We start from the raw sequence: 18,226 nt of genomic DNA, 5'->3' as shown, positions 1-18,226 counted from the left end.
CGGTGAGCGCTATTGATAAATTAACGCCGGCGCGTATCAACAAAGGCCATCGCCAGCCCGACCAGCAGGCCGGTCACATGGGCCGCATTGGCTATTGACAAACCAAACCAGCCGAACCAGCCCACCAGCAGCCAGAGAACCGCGAAGGCCATCAGTCCGCGCGGCAAAAAGATGCCGCTGTCAGGATCGCGCTCGCCACGCAGCCAGCTATAGCCCATCAGGGCATACACCACCCCGGACAGCCCGCCAAACAGCAGGCCGCTAAATTTTGCCTGCATCCAGCCGCTAAGCAGCGCCGATATCAGCATGATAACGAACAATTTGCCCGCGCCAAGCCGCTTTTCCAGCGCCCCGCCGAGATACCAGAACCACATCAGGTTAAACAGGATATGCAGCAGTGAAAAGTGCAGCAGCGCGTGGCTGAACCAGCGCCACAGTTGATAATGCTGCGTTTCATCCGGCCATGACAGCAGGCTCATCACCGTCTGGTCACCCAGCACCTGCATCAGGATAAACACCAGCACACAGGCCGCGATCACCAACAGGCTTAGCGGCCCTGCGCGTTCGCGCAAATTAGCCAGCAGCGAAGTGTGCTGATAATGCATGCCGCTTTTAGTGGTACCGGCGTGCCAGCTGGCTGCCTGATAGCGCGCATGGTTGGGATCGCGAAAAAACTGGTTAAGTTCGTTTTCGACCACGCCGATCTGCGATTCATCATCCAGCCACAGCGTATAGCCGCCGTCTTGCTCGATGCGTAACCGGATGCCGCGCGTGGCCATATAATCAACAAACGCCTGCGCCGGGCGAAGATGAGTGAAATGGGTAATGCGCATAATTGAACGACTTCCTTTTATTCAGATACGGACACAATCGGACAACGTGGCGGCAGTATAACGGCTTCAGCCGACAAGTTGCAGGCTGCACGTTACGCTACCGCCGCTCGGGCATTATTGCGCGCTAACCTGCTGCGGGAAAGCCGTACGCCAGGCTTCGAAACCGCCGTCAATGCTATAGGCTGCCGCAAAGCCCTGATTCAGCAGATACTGCGCGGCTCCCTTACTGCTGTTACCGTGGTAGCACATGACCAACACCGGCAGGCGGAGATCGCTCTGAGAAAGGAACAGAGGCAGCGAGTCGTTGCTCAGGTGAATGGCGCCGCTGGCATGAGCGGCGGCAAAACTTTGCGCGTCGCGAATATCGACCAGCAATGCGTTGCCGTCCGCCAGTTTTTGCTGCGCCTGCAGGATGTTAATGCACTCAAATTGATCCATGATGGTTCTCGTCAAAAGCAAAATTAATGGCGAAACAGCGCCCATTGTAGCCTGGACCCGGCGCACAATAACCAGAAAAACGAATGGGTTTCAGCCTTTTTATTTGCTGCAAAGACGTTATCGGCATCACGCATCAAGGTTTTATCAGCTTAATGCTGGCGTCAATGTTGCTTTGCGACTAGTATAATGCTCGAAAACGAACATTACTGGAAATTCCGAATATCGGAGGAGATGACGTGGAAACCAAAGACCTGATCGTAATCGGCGGCGGCATTAATGGTGCCGGCATCGCGGCTGATGCCGCCGGGCGCGGGCTGTCGGTGCTGATGCTGGAGGCGCAAGATCTCGCCTGCGCCACCTCTTCCGCCAGTTCAAAACTGATCCACGGCGGCCTGCGCTATCTGGAACACTACGAATTCCGCCTGGTCGGCGAAGCGCTGGCCGAACGCGAAGTGCTGCTGAAAATGGCCCCCCATATTGCCTTTCCGATGCGCTTTTTGCTGCCACATCGCCCGCATCTGCGCCCGGCCTGGATGATCCGCATGGGCCTGTTTATGTACGATCACCTGGGCAAACGTACCAGCCTGCCGGGCAGTAAAAGCGTGCGTTTTGGCTCAGACTCGGTACTGAAGCCTGAAATCGTGCGCGGTTTCGAATATTCTGACTGCTGGGTCGATGATGCCCGTCTGGTGGTGCTTAACGCGCAACAGGTTGAAAAACGTGGCGGCGAAGTCCGCACCCGCACCCGCGTCACGCGCGCCTGGCGTGAAAATGGCCTGTGGACCGTTGAAGCCGAAGATATCGACAGCGGCAAAACCCTTACCTGGCGTGCTAAAGGTCTGGTCAATGCCGCCGGTCCGTGGGTCAAACAGCTGTTTGATGACGGCCTGAAACTCAAGTCGCCGTACGGTATACGGCTGATCAAGGGCAGCCATATCGTCGTACCGCGCGTTGGTACGCAGAAGCAAGCCTACATTCTGCAGAATGAAGATAGCCGTATTGTGTTTGTCATCCCGTGGATGGATGAGTTCTCGATTATCGGTACCACCGACGTTGAGTACAAAGGTGATGCGCATGATGTCAAAATCGATGATAACGAGATCGATTATCTGCTGAAGGTGTTTAACGCGCATTTTAAGCAAGACCTGGCCCGCGACGATATCGTCTGGAGCTACTCCGGCGTGCGCCCGCTGTGCGATGACGAGTCAGATTCTCCACAGGCCATCACCCGCGATTATACGCTGGATGTGCATGATGATGACGGCCAGGCTCCGCTGCTATCGGTGTTTGGCGGCAAGCTGACCACCTACCGCAAGCTGGCCGAACACGCGATGGAAAAACTGAGCAAATACTACCCGCAAGCGGGTGCCGCCTGGACCAAAAGCTGCGTGCTGCCGGGCGGGAACTTTGCCGGAACGCGTGACGAATATGCCGTCAGCCTGCGCCGCCGTTTCCCGTTTATCAGCGTTGAGCTGGCGCGCCACTATGCGCGTACCTACGGCAGTAACAGCGAGCAGCTGCTTAAAGGTGCTACCAGCCTGGCAGACCTGGGTGAACTGTTTGGCCACCATTTCTACGAAGCCGAACTACGCTATCTGGTAGAAAATGAGTGGGTACGTGCCACCGACGATGCCCTCTGGCGTCGTACCAAAGAAGGGATGTGGCTGAATCAGCAGCAGCAGGCAAGGGTTGGTGAATGGCTGGCGCAGCATGCCAAGCCGCTGTTATCACTGGCATCCTGATGGTTACAGGGCGGAGCAACAGATCAAGGTCCGCCCCTCAGTATTGACCTCGTGGACGAACTGCGCCACGCCAGGATGGCAGGTGAACAGAAATGAGTCTCTTTATGTTCGCTTCCTGAAAGCCGCCTTCACTTTTGCAATTGCAACAATTTCAGATCAATTGTTGCTAATTCTGCCTCAATCTCCTTTAACTCATCACATTTGTCCTTAGTAAGCCCATAGAGAGTCATTTGTTCCCCGCCCGGTACGACTTCGCCCTTGCCGGGAAAGATGCCTCTTTGCTGGCAGGAAAAGTTTATTACATCGGCTGTGGCTGCGTTTTTCTCATTAAGAAGATCCCGTCTTTCCTCAAGCTCTTTTTTCCGTGAAGCTAACAGGTTTTTTAATTCGGCATCAGGCACTTTCCCGGCAAGATCCTGAGATGATAAACTCTGTTTTTTAGTGGGTTTTTCTAATGGCTCATTAGAATTGTCTATTTCTTTCAGTTTAGCCGGCAGCTGCGAGCTGGCGCTATGTTGTTCACTATCTGTGGAAGAAAAGGTCGTTTTTTCCGCGTTTGCGGGGTGAATATTCATCATCAATCCTTAAAAATCGGAACGACATTGACAAAATTCTCATTTTTTGCAAAAGCCATTCACGGCCTGAATAATTTATTGCATACGGCTTACTGCCAGAGAATAGAATGTGGTGGATTAAGAAGGACGCCTGGCGGAATTGCCATTAATCGGGTTCCAACTCACTGGGGAGGTAAACCGCAGCAAAGTTGAATCCGATCCATTATCCCCGTTTCATCTGCATATTCTTGCGTGCTATTTTACGGCAGCAGCCATTCTGGCTATATACGGTATTTTTCCAGACAACTTCAGGAGTTTTTCCTCACTCCGTCAGCTTCCTTCCGCTGTCACTTTGCTGACAATAATCATGACCGTCTGACATTTAATACTATTCACGCCTGAATCTTTCATCGTATTGGTTAATGAGTGCCAGAGTCGACTCAGAAACAGGCTCGGGCTGGAGTACAAAGTCTGATTTAGAATCAGAAACAGAATCAGAATCAGGTTGATAAAGTGAATATTCTTTAACAGCGTTAATAATAACTTCAGCTTTTATCTGCCTGTGTTTAAAGATAGCCGATCGCTTTTCATCAAGTGCCTTAATGGCAATACGAGAATGTTTTGCCCGCAGATTTAAGACACCCCTCTGATCTTCCGGTATCAATTCACCCTGGAGAGGATGATTATCAAATTCCTTTTGAAACGCGTTTATATTCTTTGCAATTTCGCGGACTGTATTGACTTCTTCCTGACGCGCTTCATCAATCTTTGAGATGACATCCTTCTCTTCTCTTAAAGGAATTTTACGGTCTTCCAAAGACGTTTTAATCTTATACATCACTGTCGGTTCAAGAAGGCTGGAAAAAACTTTCTGAGCAATATCCTGAAGTTCTTTATCTTTATCCGTGGGTGCTTTAACTTTCGCTTCTAAAACATCCTCTATCTTCTCCACTTTATTCATTTCTGATTTTTTTTCATTGTAGATTTTCATCGAATTAATCGTTGCCGTTGATCCGCCCTTTAAAATAAGATTCTTACCAAAGGCATCTAATATTTCTTTTTGTAATTCCCCATCCCTCGTGCTTTCTGCTTTTCTTAAAAATGCATTTAATAATACAGCATCTTTGATTAGCTTCAAACCTTTTGGGGTGTTTTCGACAGCTCGCAATGCTTTTAACAGCTTCCTGGATTCATAGCCAGACATCGTTAAATCCAGCTTATTGTAAATCTTTAAGACAAAGAGATCTAAACGTGTAATATCCATGATATTTCCATAAAACCTTTACCATACTGAAAAAAAATATCTATTCTTTCAGAAAACGCCACTTATTAACATAACTCACCTGTTCCGGCTGATGAAAAGTTGGTAAGCAAAAAAGACGGATAAAGGAAAGCACCGTTAAAATGATCCCGGTGCTTAAGAATAGTAAACAAACCTATAACTGAACCGGCTCAATACCCCAAATTTCGTCGGCATATTCTTTGATGGTGCGATCGGAAGAGAAATATCCCATATTGGCGATATTATGTAGCGCACAGCGCGTCCACGCCTCCTGGTTGCGGTACAGCTTGTCCACTTTATCCTGGGTATCCACATAGCTGCGATAGTCCGCCAGCAGCTGATAGTGGTCGCCAAGGTTAACCAGGGAATCAAATATATTGCGGTAACGCCCCGGCTCCTGCGGGCTGAACACGCCGGTGGCGATTTGCGTCAGCACCTGGTGCAGTTCAGCATCCTGTTCGTAATACAAATGGGAGTTGTAGCCGTTGCTGCGCAGCTTCTCAACCTGCGGGGTGGTATTACCGAAGATAAAGATATTCTCCGCGCCGACGTGGTCGAGCATTTCAACGTTAGCCCCATCCAGCGTACCAATGGTCAGCGCCCCGTTAAGCGCGAATTTCATATTACTGGTGCCCGAGGCTTCGGTTCCGGCCAGCGAAATCTGTTCAGACAAGTCTGCTGCGGGAACGATTATCTGCGCCAGGCTGACGCTATAATTGGGAATAAACACCACCTTGAGTTTGCTCTTCACCTGCGGATCGTTATTAATCACCTGTGCGACATCGTTAATCAGGTGAATGATATGTTTCGCCATATAGTAAGCTGATGCCGCCTTACCGGCGAAGATGCTGACCCGCGGCACCCAGTTGGCATCCGGATCCGCCTTAATGCGGTTATAACGGGTGATGACATGCAGGACATTAAGCAACTGGCGTTTATACTCGTGAATACGTTTGATTTGCACATCAAACATCGCCTGCGGATCGATAACAATATCCAGCTTCTGACTGACGAATGCGGCCAGGCGCTTTTTATTTTGCAGCTTGGCATGGGCAACTTGCTCAATAAAGTTGGCAAAGTCGATATGCTGCTTCAGCTCGTCCAGCTGACTGAGTTCGGTGCGCCAGGTGCGGCCAATCGTCGTATCAAGTACGGCGGACAGCGAGGGATTAGCCAGCGCCAGCCAGCGGCGCGGGGTGATGCCGTTAGTTTTATTACAGAAGCGGCCAGGAAACAGTTTGGCAAAGTCAGCGAATAGTGATTGGACCATCAGGTTAGAATGCAGCTCGGACACGCCGTTGACCATATGGCTGGCAACCACGGCCAGCCACGCCATGCGAATGCGGCGGCCGTTGTTTTCATCGATAATTGAAATACGCGCCAGCAGCTCCCAGTCATCCGGGTAGTGATCCTGAATGGTCTTCAGAAAGTAATCATTGATATCAAAGATGATTTGCAGATGGCGCGGCAGGATCTTGCCAATCATATCCACCGGCCATGTCTCCAGCGCTTCCTGCATCAGGGTATGATTGGTGTAGGAGAACACCTGGCAGACGACTTCAAACGCATCATCCCAGCTAAATTTATGTTCATCGATCAGCACACGCATCAGCTCGGGAATGGCCAGTACCGGATGAGTATCATTCAGATGCAGCGCTATCTTATCGGCGAGGTTATCGAAGGTTTGGTGCATGGCCCAGTGGCGATGAAGAATATCCTGCACCGTGGCCGAGACGAGAAAATATTCTTGCCGCAGCCGCAGCTCGCGCCCTGAATAAGTGGAGTCATCCGGATAGAGCACGCGCGATACGTTTTCAGAATGGTTTTTATCCTCTACGGCGGCAAAGTAATCTCCCTGGTTAAATTTGCCCAGGTTAATCTCACTACTCGCCTGCGCGCCCCACAGCCGCAGCGTGTTGGTGGTATCCGTATCGTAGCCGGGAATGATCTGGTCATATGCGGTGGCCAGCACTTCTTCCGTTTCTACCCAGCGCGCGCGGCTGCCCTCGTGCTGAATACGCCCGCCAAAGCGCACTTTATAGCGGGTATTAAATCGCTGGAACTCCCACGGATTACCGTATTCAAGCCAGTAGTCCGGCGACTCTGCCTGACGGCCTTCGACAATATTCTGTTTGAACATGCCATATTCATAACGGATGCCGTAACCGCGTCCGGGCAGGCCCAGGGTTGCCAGTGAGTCAAGAAAACAGGCCGCCAGCCGCCCCAGTCCACCGTTACCCAGGCCCGGATCGCTTTCTTCCTCAATCAGCTCTTCGAGGTCGAAGCCCATCTCCTGCAGCGCTGCCCGGGTATCATCGTAAATGCCCATCGCCAGTAGCGCGTTGGATAGCGTGCGCCCGACCAGAAACTCCATCGACAGGTAATAGACCTGACGCACGTCCTGTGATAGCTGGGCGCGGTTCGAACGTAGCCAGCGCTCGACCATCCGATCGCGCACCGCCAGCAGCGTGGCGTTCAGCCACTCATGTTTATTGGCAAGAGCGGGATCTTTACCCAGGGTAAACATCAGCTTATAGGCGATAGAATGTTTCAGTGCATCAACACTGAGCGTGGGTGCGGCATAGGAGAAAGGAGCGTTCATGGCAATATCCCACTTTTTGTTTAAAACAACCGTTGATAGAGATCGCGGTAGGCTACCGCAGCTACCTGCCAGCTAAAATCCATCCCCATTGCCTGGCGCTGTACGTAGCGCCATAACGAAGGACGGGACCAGAGAACGAAAGCACGCCGGACAGCACGCAGTAACGACCAGCCATTGCTGTCCTCAAAGGAAAAACCACTGGCGATACCATCAGCCAGGTTTTCCAGTGAGCAGTCATTCACCGTATCTGCCAGCCCCCCGGTGCGCCGCACCAGCGGCAGCGTGCCGTACTTCAGGGCGTACAGCTGCGTCAGTCCGCAAGGTTCGAAGCGGCTCGGTACCAGAATGACATCGGCACCGCCCATGATGCGGTGCGAGAACGCTTCGTGATAACCAATTTGTACCCCAACCTGCCCTGGATTTTCCGCCGCTACCGCCAGAAACCCCTGCTGTAACTCGGCATCGCCCGCGCCCAGTACCACCAGCTGCCCGCCCTGTTCCAGCAGCCCGGGCAGCGCCTCCAGAACCAGATCAAGTCCTTTCTGTTTAGTTAAGCGACTCACCACGGCGAAGATCGGCGCTTTTTCGTCAATCTGCAATCCCATCGCAATCTGTAACTGCCGCTTGTTTTCCAGCTTGGCGTCCAGCACATCCCGGTTATAGCGAGCCGATAACAGCAGGTCGTGCGCCGGGTTCCAGATTGCCGGATCCACCCCGTTGAGAATGCCACTGAGCCGTCCCTCCAGCATGCGCTGTTTCAGCAGCCCTTCCATGCCGTAGCCAAACTCTGGCAGAGTGATTTCCCGGGCATAAGTCGGGCTGACCGCCGTCACATGATCGGCATAAAACAGCCCGGCCTTGAGGTAGGAGATCTGACCGTGGAATTCCAGGCCGAACACACTGAAAAAGGAGTTGGGTAGCTGGATTTGCTCCATATGACGCGCATTGAACAGGCCCTGATAGGCCAGGTTGTGTACGGTGAACACCGATTTGGCCGGCCGGCCGCGTGCCGCAAGATAGGCACAGGCCAGCCCGGCGTGCCAGTCATGCGCGTGCACCACGTCCGGCCGCCACCAGTGATCCAGCCCACAGGCCAGCTCACAGCTCATCCATCCCAGCAGCGCAAAGCGCAGATAGTTGTCGCTATACGCGTATTGTGATTCATCGTGATAGGGGCTGCCAGGTCGATCAAACAGCCCCGGCGCATCGATCAAATAGATACCGACGCCGTTAAAGTGACCAAAATGTAGCTCGACATAGCCAGCAAAGGTTTGTAGCTTCGCCACCACCTGAATTTGCGTAATGCCTTTTTTCAAATCAGGGAATGCCGGCAGCAATACCCGCGTATCGGTACCTACCGCTATTTGCGCAGCAGGTAATGCCCCTACAACATCAGCAAGCCCGCCGGTTTTCAACAGCGGGAAAAGTTCTGAACAGACGTGTAACACCTGCATTATTGGCTCCTGTAATGTGCCGAACGTGCCCTTGTACTCCGGTCATGTCCTTCCGGTTAACGCCAGCCCAGCTTTGCCAGCATGGTGGTTGTGACCAGCACGATCCCTTCTTCCGATCGATGGAAACGCCGGGCATCATCGTCCGGGTTTTCACCAATCACCGTTCCCTCAGGCAACACGCAGGCGCGGTCGATCACACAGCGGCGCAGACGGCAGCAGCGCCCCACTACCACATCCGGCAGTAATACCGACGACTCAATATTGCAGAAGGAGTTAATTCGCACCCGCGAGAACAGCACCGAGTTCACCACCACCGAACCCGAAATGAGGCAGCCCCCCGATACCAGTGAATTCATCGTCATACCGTGGCTACCGGAACGATCCTGCACAAATCTGGCGGGCGGCAACGGTTCCATATGCGTGTGGATCGGCCAGTTACCGTCGTACATATCCAGTTCCGGCATCACCGAGGCGAGGTCAAGGTTGGCTTTCCAGTAGGCCTCCAGCGTGCCGACATCGCGCCAGTAAGGTTCGGCGGTCTCATCCTGCTGCACGCAAGAGAGACTGAATGAATGCGCCAGTGCCTCGCCGCTGGCAACGATTTTTGGCAGCAGGTCCTGACCAAAATCGTGCGTCGACTGCGGCAACTGCTGGTCATGCTCCAGCAGGTCGAAAAGGTATTCGGCATCAAATGCATAGATGCCCATACTGGCCAACGCACGGCTGGCATCACCGGGCATCGATGGCGGGTTGTCAGGTTTCTCCAGGAATTCCACCACTCTGTTCTTGTCATCCACCTTCATTACGCCAAAGGCGCTGGCTTCCTCCAGCGGCACCGGCAGGCAGGCAATGGTGCAGCGTGCGCCGTTCTCAACGTGGTCGATCAGCATACGCGCATAGTCCATCTTGTAGATGTGGTCACCGGCAAGGATGACGATGTACTGCGCCCGATAGCGGCGAATAATGTCAAGATTCTGCGTGACCGCATCAGCCGTACCGCGGTACCAGTGATCGGTCGCCAGACGCTGCTGCGCGGGGAGCAGGTCGACAAACTCGTTCATCTCTTCGTTAAGAAACGACCAGCCGCGCTGGATATGCTGTACCAGCGTATGCGACTGGTACTGGGTACAGACTGCAATACGCCGGATACCCGAGTTGAGGCAGTTAGAGAGCGCGAAATCGATGATGCGATATTTTCCACCGAAATGGACCGCCGGTTTTGCCCGTTTGGCGGTTAAATCCTTCAGGCGCGTGCCACGGCCGCCCGCCAGGATCAGGGCTACAGTTTGTGTTGGTAATTGCCTTGCCAGCATCACAGGGTCGTTCTTCTCTAATTTCACCATGTCTGACTCCAGTTATGTTTTTTCCTGGAACACGCACACTCCCTGAGCGGCTCCATGCCAGACAGTTAACAAAATTGGGTTATCTTCACCGGCAAAAGGCGGAATGGCATGCCATTGACCGGGGGGTAACACCAGATCGCACACGTCTTCGGTGGCGTTAAGCGTGATAAGCCAATGTTTTGACAGCCTGATTTGCATACGATGCACGCCCTGCTCCCACTCAAGGATATTTAGCGGTCTCCCCTGGCCGTTCAGCCATTCCACGTTGCCATCTCCTTCCTGCCACCAGCCGTCCTGCTGCAGCGCGGGGATGCGGCGGCGCAGATGAATTAACGCGGCGGTAAAAGAGAACAACCCGCGATCGCCGTGCTTCCAGTCAAGCCACGCCAGCAGGTTGTCCTGACAATACGCGTTGTTGTTGCCGTGCTGGCTGTGACCGTGTTCATCACCGGCCAGTAGCATCGGCGTACCCTGCGCCAGCAGCAGGGTGGTCAACAGCGCATGCACGCTGCGCCGGCGGTACTCAATCACCAGTAACGGCGCGTGTGGCCCCTCCACCCCGTGGTTGTAGCTGTAATTGTTATTGCTGCCGTCGCGGTTATCCTCACCGTTGGCCTCGTTATGTTTATGTTCAAAGCTGACCACATCGCGCAAGGTGAAACCGTCGTGGGCGGTAATGTAATTAATGCTGCAGGAAGGCAAACGGCCTTCGTGTTTGAACAGATCGCTGGAGGCGGCAAACCGCCGGGCAAAGTCGCCGTTTGAGAGGTCGCCATGCAGCCAGTAGCGCCGGGCCGTGTCGCGGAAGTGGTCGTTCCATTCGGCAAACGGCAGCGGGAAGTTGCCTACCTGATAACCCTGTGGTCCGACATCCCACGGCTCGGCAATGATCTTGCACTGTGACAGCAGCGGATCGGCGGCTATCGCCTGGAACAGCGGCGCATCGCGCCGGTATTGCGGAGTCCGCCCTAACGTCGTCGCCAGGTCGAAACGAAAACCGTCAATGTGGCACTCTTCCACCCAGTAGTGCAGGCAGTCGATGGTGGATGCCACCGATTCAGGGTGACTGAGATTTTGCGTATTACCGCAGCCGGTCCAGTTATTGTATTTGCCGTGCTGATCCAGCCAGTAATAGTTCGGGTTGTCGATACCGCGCATCGACAGCATCGGGCCGCTTTCATCCAGCTCGGCGCTGTGGTTGAACACCACATCGAGGATCACTTCAATGCCCGCCTGGTGCAGCGCTTTGACCGCCTGCTGAAACTCTTCGCGTGGATTCTGGCCACAGGCATAGCGTGATTCCAGCGCATAACAGGCCAGCGGGTTATAGCCCCAGTAATTACTCAGTCCCAGCCGCAGCAGCCGGGGTTCGCTGGCAAAACTGGACACCGGCAGCAGCTGCAAGCTGCTGATCCCCAGACGCTGAAAATAGTCAATCATCACCGGATGGCCGAGCGCGGCATAGGTGCCGCGCATCTCTGCCGGAATGCCGGAATGCAGCCGGGTCAGACCGCGCACATGGGCTTCATAAATCACCGTGCTGCCCCACGGAATACGCGGCCAGCTGTCACCTTCCCAGTCGAAATCATCTGCCAGCACCACGCTTTTAGGTGCCAGCGGGCCGCTGTCCAGCGTATCCGGCTGTTCCTCTCCGCTTTGAAAACAGGGGCTATCGCTGACATCGCCTTCAATCCCGCGCGCACACGGGTCCAGCAGCAGCTTCGCCGGGTTAAAAAGCAGCCCTTGCTGCGGCAGCCACGGGCCGTGCACCCGATAGCCATAGCGCTGGCCGGGGCGAACGGCAGGCAGATAGCCGTGCCAGGTATCACCGCTACGTGCTGGCAGATCGAGGCGCGTTTCAACGTCATCATCATCAAACAGGCACAGCTCCACGCGCCCGGCATTCTGCGAAAACAGGGTGAAGTTAACCCCTTTGCCATCGTAGCTGGCACCACGCGGCGTGGGTTGGCCATCCCGTATCGGCATCATTCTGCCTCCCGCACCAGCCATAACGTTGACAGCGGTGGCAACGTCAGGCTCAGAGAGTGGCTGCGGTTATGGCTGCCCCAGTCATGGGTGCTGACCACACCGAGGTTGCCAATGTTGCTGCCGTGATAATGGCTGGAATCGGTATTCAGCACCTCGCGCCAGCGCCCTGCCTGTGACACGCCAAAGCGATAGTCGTGGCGCGGTACTGGCGTAAAGTTACTGGCAACAATCAGTTCGTTACCGTCACTATCGCGGCGCACAAAGACAAATACCGAGTTTTCAAAGTCATCCACCACCAGCCACTCAAACCCCGCCGGGTCAAAATCCTGCTGATATAACGGTGGATGCGCGCGGTAGGTGTGATTCAGGTCGCGCACCAGGCGCTGTACGCCGTTATGCCAGCCGTCTTCCCCTTCCAGCAAATGCCAGTCCAGGCTGGTGTCGTGGTTCCACTCTTTGCCCTGGGCGAATTCGTTGCCCATAAACAGCAGTTTTTTGCCGGGGAAACCGAACATCCAGCCGTAGTAAGCGCGCATATTGGCAAATTTCTGCCAGGCATCCCCCGGCATACGGTCGAGAATTGAACCCTTGCCGTGTACCACTTCATCGTGCGATAGCGGCAGCACAAAGTTTTCTGTGTTGCTGTACAACATGCCAAAGGTCATCAGATTGTGATGATGGCGGCGATAGATCGGGTCGAGCTTCAAATAATCCAGCGTGTCGTGCATCCAGCCGAGGTCCCATTTAAACCAGAACCCCAGCCCACCCGTTTCCGGCGGGCGCGATACGCCGTTAAAGTCCGTCGACTCTTCAGCGATGGTAATCGCACCGGGCGCGGCATGGCCGAGCGTGCGGTTGGTGTAGCGCAGAAAGGCAATGGCTTCGAGGTTTTCCCGCCCACCGAAATGATTCGGAACCCATTCGCCCTCTGCCCGACTGTAGTCACGGTAGATCATCGAAGCCACCGCATCCACGCGCAGCCCATCAATGCCAAAGCGTTCAATCCAGTACAGCGCATTGCCCGCCAGATAGTTGCTGACTTCACGGCGGCCAAAATTGTAAATCAGCGTATTCCAGTCCTGGTGGAATCCCTCACGCGGGTCGCCGTGTTCATACAGCTCGCTGCCGTCAAACTTCGCCAAGCCAAAATCATCCGTTGGAAAATGGCCGGGCACCCAGTCAAGCAGGACGTTCAGACCAGCCTGATGGGCCGCAGTAATAAACGCGCGGAAATCATCCCGCGTACCGAAACGGCGGGTGGGTGCGTACATGCCCAGCGGCTGATAGCCCCAGCTGCCGTCAAACGGGTGCTCATTGACCGGCATCAGTTCCAGGTGGGTGAAGCCCATCTCTTTGGCGTACGGCACCAGCTGCTGCGCCAGCTCCTGATAACTGAGCCAGAAATGGTTATCGGTATGCCGCCGCCAGGAGCCAAGATGCACTTCATAGATAGAGATTGGCGCATCGAAACCATTGGCGCGCTGGCGCTGCGGTGACAGCGTGGTTTTTTCAGGAATACCGCAGATCATGGAAGCGCTTTGCGGGCGCATTTGCGCTTCGAACGCGTAGGGGTCAGCCTTTAGCCGCAGCTGACCGTGAATATCAATCATTTCAAATTTATATAACTGACCATTGCGCGCGCCGGGAATAAACAGCTCCCAGATCCCCATTTCACGCCGCAGACGCATCGGGTGGCGACGTCCGTCCCAGTAGTTAAACTCCCCGACTACGGAAACACGCTGGGCGTTAGGCGCCCAGACGGCGAAGCGTGTACCAGAAACCCCATCGATCACATCCCCGTGAGCGCCCAGGGTTTCATAGGGACGCAGATGCGTCCCTTCCGCCAGCAGCCAGCCGTCCATTTCAGGCAGCAGCGGGCCAAAGCGATAGGCGTCATCAATCAGATTTTGCTGGCCGTGCCAGGTAACTGCCAGCTGGTAACGAAACGGCTTTTTACGCCCGGGGATCACCGCGTGAAAAAAACCGCGTGCGTCCAGGCATTTCAGCTGCACGCATTTATTCCCGCTGGCGGTTTCGATCACCCAGACTTCGCTGGCATCCGGCAACAGGGCGCGTACTTCCAGACCAAGGCGGGTTTGGTGCATACCCAGCAGGGAAAAGGGGTCAGCAAAGTGACCAGAGACAACAGCATTAATCACACGACGATCCACTAGCTCTGACATGACTTTCTTCCCGTGACGGTCGGCAGGCGACGGGCGATCCCCGGGTCATGGGCATCACCGATGCACTGTTCTTTATGGAGCCTTAAACACGCTGGCAGGGCTGGTAAACCTCCGGGGAAACACCGCCGCAGCGCGCAACAAACTGGCGTGACAAAAAATAGCATTCGGTACGGTGGCTTTTTTAAGCATAGCCAGGGGATAGCAATATTCAGTCTCAAATGAGACAAATATCTCTCTTTCAGATTAAGGCGATTGTCACAGGGTAAGCGTCAGCGGCTGAAGCGCAGAACCACGCGCCAAGCATGGCCGCAAGAGATGGCGCAGCTGCTGGCATTAAAAGCAGATTGAAAGCAGATTGAAAGCAGAAGTGGGCGGTAAAACGACGTACATTTTCCCCCGTACGATACGGGGGAAAAAGGAATGGGGTTAATCCACCAGCAGGCGCAGCATGCGGCGCAGCGGCTCGGCGGCACCCCAAAGCAGCTGGTCGCCAACGGTAAAGGCGGACAGGTATTCCGGCCCCATATTCAGTTTACGTAAGCGGCCAACCGGCGTATTCAGCGTGCCGGTGACCGCCGCTGGCGTCAGTTCGCGCAGAGTGATGTCTCGATCGTTTGGTACCACTTTTACCCACGGATTGTGCGCGCCCAGCAGCTGTTCAATTTCCGTCAGCGGCAGATCCTTTTTCAGCTTCAGGGTAAACGCCTGGCTGTGGCAGCGTAACGCACCCACGCGCACGCACAGCCCGTCGACCGGGACAGTCTGGGCAGTGCGCAAGATTTTGTTGGTTTCTGCCTGGCCCTTCCACTCTTCGCGCGTCTGACCGTTTTCCAGCTGCTTATCGATCCACGGGATCAGGCTGCCCGCCAGCGGCACGCCGAAATTATCGCTTGGCAGCACGCCGCTGCGGCCCATTTCGGTCACTTTGCGCTCAATATCGAGGATCGCGGAGGCCGGATTTTGCAGCTCTTTTGCCACGTTGTCGTGCAGCATGCCCATCTGGGTCAGCAGCTCGCGCATATGACGCGCCCCGCCGCCGGAAGCCGCCTGATAGGTGGCGACAGAAGCCCACTCCACCAGATTATTGGCAAACAGCCCGCCGAGCGACATCAGCATCAGGCTGACGGTGCAGTTGCCGCCAACAAAGGTTTTGATCCCGCGTTCCAGGCCATCACGGATCACCTGGTGGTTAACCGGGTCGAGAATGATAATGGCCTCATCCGCCATGCGCAGAGTGGAAGCAGCGTCAATCCAGTGACCCTGCCATCCGGCAGCGCGCAGCTCAGGATAGATGTCGCTGGTGTAATCGCCGCCCTGACAGGTGATGATGATATCCAGCGCTTTCAGCGCCTCAATGTCGCTGGCATCCTGCAAGGTCCCCGCTGGCTGCCCGCCAAACGCCGGTGCTGCCTGGCCATGCTGGGAGGTGGAGAAAAACACCGGGCGGATCACATCAAAATCACGCTCTTCGCTCATCCGCTGCATCAATACGGAACCCACCATTCCGCGCCAGCCAATCAATCCTACTGTTTTCATGTTAAACCTGCTTCGGGCGGCCTGACCTGCCAGTCACGCCGGACCTGTTAGAGTTGAAAAAATCAGGCTTAAACCTTACAAGTTGCAGAAAAAGTGGCAAGCGAATTAAATCGATAAGTCGGTTTTTTTTAGCAGCGCTGCTTATAATTCTCCAGCGGGTGACGCGAAGAGGCAGCGCCGTACGGATTTATGACAGCAGTCCGAAGGCCACCATGCCCACAATCGCCCCCACGGTGCCGAGGAGGGTTTCCATTAGCGTCCAGGTTTTCAGCGTTTGTCCTTCGGTAGCCCCGGTAAAACGGCCGAACAGCCAGAAGCCGGCATCATTGACGTGGCTGAAGATAATCGACCCGCCGGCAATGCAGATCGACAGGGCTGCCATCTGTGCGCCGGAATAGTGCAGCGGCTCAATCACCGGCATAATCAGGCCCACTGCGGTCAGACAGGCAACGGTGGCCGATCCCTGGATGATACGTACCGCACCCGCCAGCACAAAACACGCCAGCGCTACCGGTAAACCGGCCCCGGTCAGTGCATTACCCAGCGCCGGGCCGACGCCGGAATCCACCAGCACCTGCTTAAATACGCCGCCGGCGCCGATAACCAACAGGATAATGCCCGCCGGCTGTAGCGCCGCGCCGCAAATCTGCATCACGCGTTCTTTGTCCATACCCTGGCGGTAAGCAAGACCGTAGATGGCCACCAGACAGGCCAGCAGAATGGCGGTAAACGGATGGCCAATAAACTCCAGCCACTCATACAGGCTGCTGGCCGGCGTGGTAAAACGCGCGCCGATGGTCTTTAAACCTACCAGAATCAGCGGAAACAGGATCAGCGCCAGGCTGAAGCCAAACGACGGCAGCTTGCTTTCATCAAACTCCGGCTGGCTGCTTTCCGCTGGCAGCCCAAACCGCACGTGCTGACTGATAAAGCGGCCAAACAGCGGCCCGGCGATCAGCATCCCCGGAATAGCGGCACACAGCCCCAGCAGGATCATCCAGCCAAAGTCAGCATGCATCTGCGACGCCAGCAGCATCGGAGCCGGACCCGGCAGCAGGAACGCGGCGGCGGCGGCGACCCCGGCAAACAGCGGGATAACCAGCTTCACCAGGTTATCCCCGGTGCGGCGCGCCACGGCGAAGGCAATACTGATTAACAACACCACCGCGACTTCAAAAAACAGCGGCAGAGCGCAAATCAGCCCGGCGATCCCCATCGCGTAATGAGCGCGGCTTTCACCGAAGGTTTTCAGCATGCGGATGGCGATTTGGTCGACCGCCCCGGTTTCATGCAGGATTTTGCCGAACATCGCCCCGAGCGCAACGACGATAGCAAGGAAGCCGAGCGTGCCACCCATGCCTTTTTGCATGGTATCGGCGATTTTATCCAGCGGCATGCCGGAAAACAGCCCGGCCCCGATGGACACCAACATCAGCGCGACGAAAGCGTGCATACGCGCCTTCATCACCAAAAACAGCAGCAGCAGCACCGAACCTGCTGCGGTTAATACCAGCGTTGCCGTACTCATGGTGCCCTGCTTATTTGTGTGATGGCAGAATCGATGGCTTTCAGGGTTGTGGCGACAACCGCATCCAGCGACGAGTTAATATCGACAACCCGCATATCGTTTTCATCGTCACCCGGCTGCTCCAGCGTGGCAAACTGTGTAACCAGCATCTGGGGTTTAAAGAAGTGGCCTTTGCGCGCGCGCAGGCGCGATTCGATAGTGGCGAAGTCCCCTTTCAGATAAATAAAGGAGAGGTTCGGATTACCCTTGCGCAGAATATCGCGATAGCTCTTTTTCAGTGCTGAGCAGACAATCAGTGAGACCGCGTTAGTGCGCTGCATGGCAAACGCCGCATCGTTGATCGCCTGCAGCCAAGGACGACGGTCGTCGTCGTTGAGCGGGTGACCAGCGGACATTTTTTCGATGTTGACGCGCGGATGCAGGAAGTCACCGTCAAGGAAAGCGGCCTTCAGCCGATACGCCACCGCGTTGGCAACGGCAGACTTGCCGCTACCGGATACGCCCATCAACACAAACACATGATTGGACGGAGAAGATGTCGTCATTATTGTTGCTCCGGCAGAAATAAGCAGCCATGGCAGCCGCGTTGTTATCGGTAACATTGTTAGAGCGTGAATGGGTGATAGCAACAGCCTTATTGGAAAAAACTGGTAAGTGTGAAGACTGTCAAAAAAAACGCAGAATCAGATTAAGAGAGGCACAAAGAGGTAAAGCGCACGCGCAGCACTGTTATTTCACCACG

13 protein-coding genes are annotated in these 18,226 nt (G+C 54.9%); 1 reads left to right on the top strand and 12 read right to left on the bottom strand.

Features of this window, described 5'->3' with window-relative positions:
* Nucleotides 1–20: 20 nt before the first annotated feature.
* Nucleotides 21–833: a rhomboid family intramembrane serine protease GlpG gene (glpG, locus tag JGC47_RS00930; RefSeq protein ID WP_004160741.1), complete on the bottom strand. Its 813-nt coding sequence runs from the start codon at nt 831–833 to the stop codon at nt 21–23.
* Nucleotides 834–947: 114 nt separating this feature from the next.
* The gene (gene glpE / locus JGC47_RS00925) at nt 948–1,271 is read right to left on the bottom strand and encodes a thiosulfate sulfurtransferase GlpE (RefSeq protein WP_013036287.1); all 324 of its coding nucleotides are present in this window, start codon (nt 1,269–1,271) and stop codon (nt 948–950) included.
* 236 nt (nt 1,272–1,507) lie between these two features.
* Between glpE and glpD the strand changes: the two genes are divergently transcribed.
* Nucleotides 1,508–3,013, top strand: coding sequence for a glycerol-3-phosphate dehydrogenase (gene glpD / locus JGC47_RS00920; protein WP_004160746.1), 1,506 nt, complete (start codon nt 1,508–1,510; stop codon nt 3,011–3,013).
* A 128-nt stretch (nt 3,014–3,141) separates the two neighbouring features.
* On the opposite strand, the gene JGC47_RS00915 is transcribed toward glpD, so the two are convergent.
* The 10 genes from JGC47_RS00915 to gntK all read right to left on the bottom strand — a co-directional run bounded on the left by JGC47_RS00915 (nt 3,142) and on the right by gntK (nt 18,029).
* Nucleotides 3,142–3,591 carry a hypothetical protein gene (locus tag JGC47_RS00915; protein ID WP_013036288.1) on the bottom strand — a complete coding sequence of 150 codons (450 nt, stop codon included), beginning with the start codon at nt 3,589–3,591 and terminating at the stop codon, nt 3,142–3,144.
* Between the two features lie 364 nt (nt 3,592–3,955).
* The gene (locus JGC47_RS00910) at nt 3,956–4,831 is read right to left on the bottom strand and encodes a hypothetical protein (protein WP_004160749.1); all 876 of its coding nucleotides are present in this window, start codon (nt 4,829–4,831) and stop codon (nt 3,956–3,958) included.
* 172 nt (nt 4,832–5,003) lie between these two features.
* Nucleotides 5,004–7,451 carry a glycogen phosphorylase gene (gene glgP, locus JGC47_RS00905; protein WP_004160751.1) on the bottom strand — a complete coding sequence of 816 codons (2,448 nt, stop codon included), beginning with the start codon at nt 7,449–7,451 and terminating at the stop codon, nt 5,004–5,006.
* 20 nt (nt 7,452–7,471) lie between these two features.
* Nucleotides 7,472–8,905 (bottom strand): glycogen synthase GlgA, encoded by a 1,434-nt coding sequence (gene glgA / locus JGC47_RS00900; RefSeq protein WP_004160752.1) that lies wholly within the window; start codon nt 8,903–8,905, stop codon nt 7,472–7,474.
* A 56-nt stretch (nt 8,906–8,961) separates the two neighbouring features.
* Nucleotides 8,962–10,248 (bottom strand): glucose-1-phosphate adenylyltransferase, encoded by a 1,287-nt coding sequence (glgC, locus tag JGC47_RS00895; protein ID WP_004160753.1) that lies wholly within the window; start codon nt 10,246–10,248, stop codon nt 8,962–8,964.
* A gap of 12 nt (nt 10,249–10,260) precedes the next feature.
* Nucleotides 10,261–12,237, bottom strand: coding sequence for a glycogen debranching protein GlgX (gene glgX, locus JGC47_RS00890; protein WP_004160754.1), 1,977 nt, complete (start codon nt 12,235–12,237; stop codon nt 10,261–10,263).
* Nucleotides 12,234–14,420, bottom strand: a complete 2,187-nt coding sequence (gene glgB, locus JGC47_RS00885; protein WP_004160766.1) for a 1,4-alpha-glucan branching enzyme — start codon at nt 14,418–14,420, stop codon at nt 12,234–12,236. The genes glgX and glgB overlap by 4 nt, the downstream gene beginning before the upstream one ends.
* Before the next feature lie 426 nt (nt 14,421–14,846).
* Nucleotides 14,847–15,956, bottom strand: coding sequence for an aspartate-semialdehyde dehydrogenase (gene asd / locus JGC47_RS00880; protein WP_004160770.1), 1,110 nt, complete (start codon nt 15,954–15,956; stop codon nt 14,847–14,849).
* A gap of 187 nt (nt 15,957–16,143) precedes the next feature.
* On the bottom strand, nt 16,144–17,484 hold the full coding sequence (gene gntU / locus JGC47_RS00875) for a gluconate transporter (protein WP_004160772.1): 1,341 nt from the start codon (nt 17,482–17,484) through the stop codon (nt 16,144–16,146).
* Nucleotides 17,481–18,029, bottom strand: coding sequence for a gluconokinase (gene gntK / locus JGC47_RS00870; RefSeq protein WP_004160774.1), 549 nt, complete (start codon nt 18,027–18,029; stop codon nt 17,481–17,483). Before gntK ends, gntU begins: the two co-directional genes overlap by 4 nt.
* Nucleotides 18,030–18,226 lie beyond the last annotated feature (197 nt).

The organism is Erwinia amylovora (genome assembly GCF_017161565.1).
GTDB classification, from domain to species: Bacteria; Pseudomonadota; Gammaproteobacteria; order Enterobacterales; family Enterobacteriaceae; genus Erwinia; species Erwinia amylovora.
This window is presented reverse-complemented; position numbering and strand designations above follow the sequence as displayed.

Coding starts and splice junctions, on each gene's coding strand:
- glgB (WP_004160766.1), bottom strand. CDS start 14,420: ATGTCAGAGCTAGTGGATCGTCGTGTGATTAATGCTGTTGTCTCTGGT.
- glgA (WP_004160752.1), bottom strand. CDS start 8,905: ATGCAGGTGTTACACGTCTGTTCAGAACTTTTCCCGCTGTTGAAAACC.
- glpE (WP_013036287.1), bottom strand. CDS start 1,271: ATGGATCAATTTGAGTGCATTAACATCCTGCAGGCGCAGCAAAAACTG.
- gntK (WP_004160774.1), bottom strand. CDS start 18,029: ATGACGACATCTTCTCCGTCCAATCATGTGTTTGTGTTGATGGGCGTA.
- glgP (WP_004160751.1), bottom strand. CDS start 7,451: ATGAACGCTCCTTTCTCCTATGCCGCACCCACGCTCAGTGTTGATGCA.
- glgC (WP_004160753.1), bottom strand. CDS start 10,248: ATGGTGAAATTAGAGAAGAACGACCCTGTGATGCTGGCAAGGCAATTA.
- JGC47_RS00910 (WP_004160749.1), bottom strand. CDS start 4,831: ATGGATATTACACGTTTAGATCTCTTTGTCTTAAAGATTTACAATAAG.
- JGC47_RS00915 (WP_013036288.1), bottom strand. CDS start 3,591: ATGATGAATATTCACCCCGCAAACGCGGAAAAAACGACCTTTTCTTCC.
- glpG (WP_004160741.1), bottom strand. CDS start 833: ATGCGCATTACCCATTTCACTCATCTTCGCCCGGCGCAGGCGTTTGTT.
- glgX (WP_004160754.1), bottom strand. CDS start 12,237: ATGATGCCGATACGGGATGGCCAACCCACGCCGCGTGGTGCCAGCTAC.
- gntU (WP_004160772.1), bottom strand. CDS start 17,484: ATGAGTACGGCAACGCTGGTATTAACCGCAGCAGGTTCGGTGCTGCTG.
- asd (WP_004160770.1), bottom strand. CDS start 15,956: ATGAAAACAGTAGGATTGATTGGCTGGCGCGGAATGGTGGGTTCCGTA.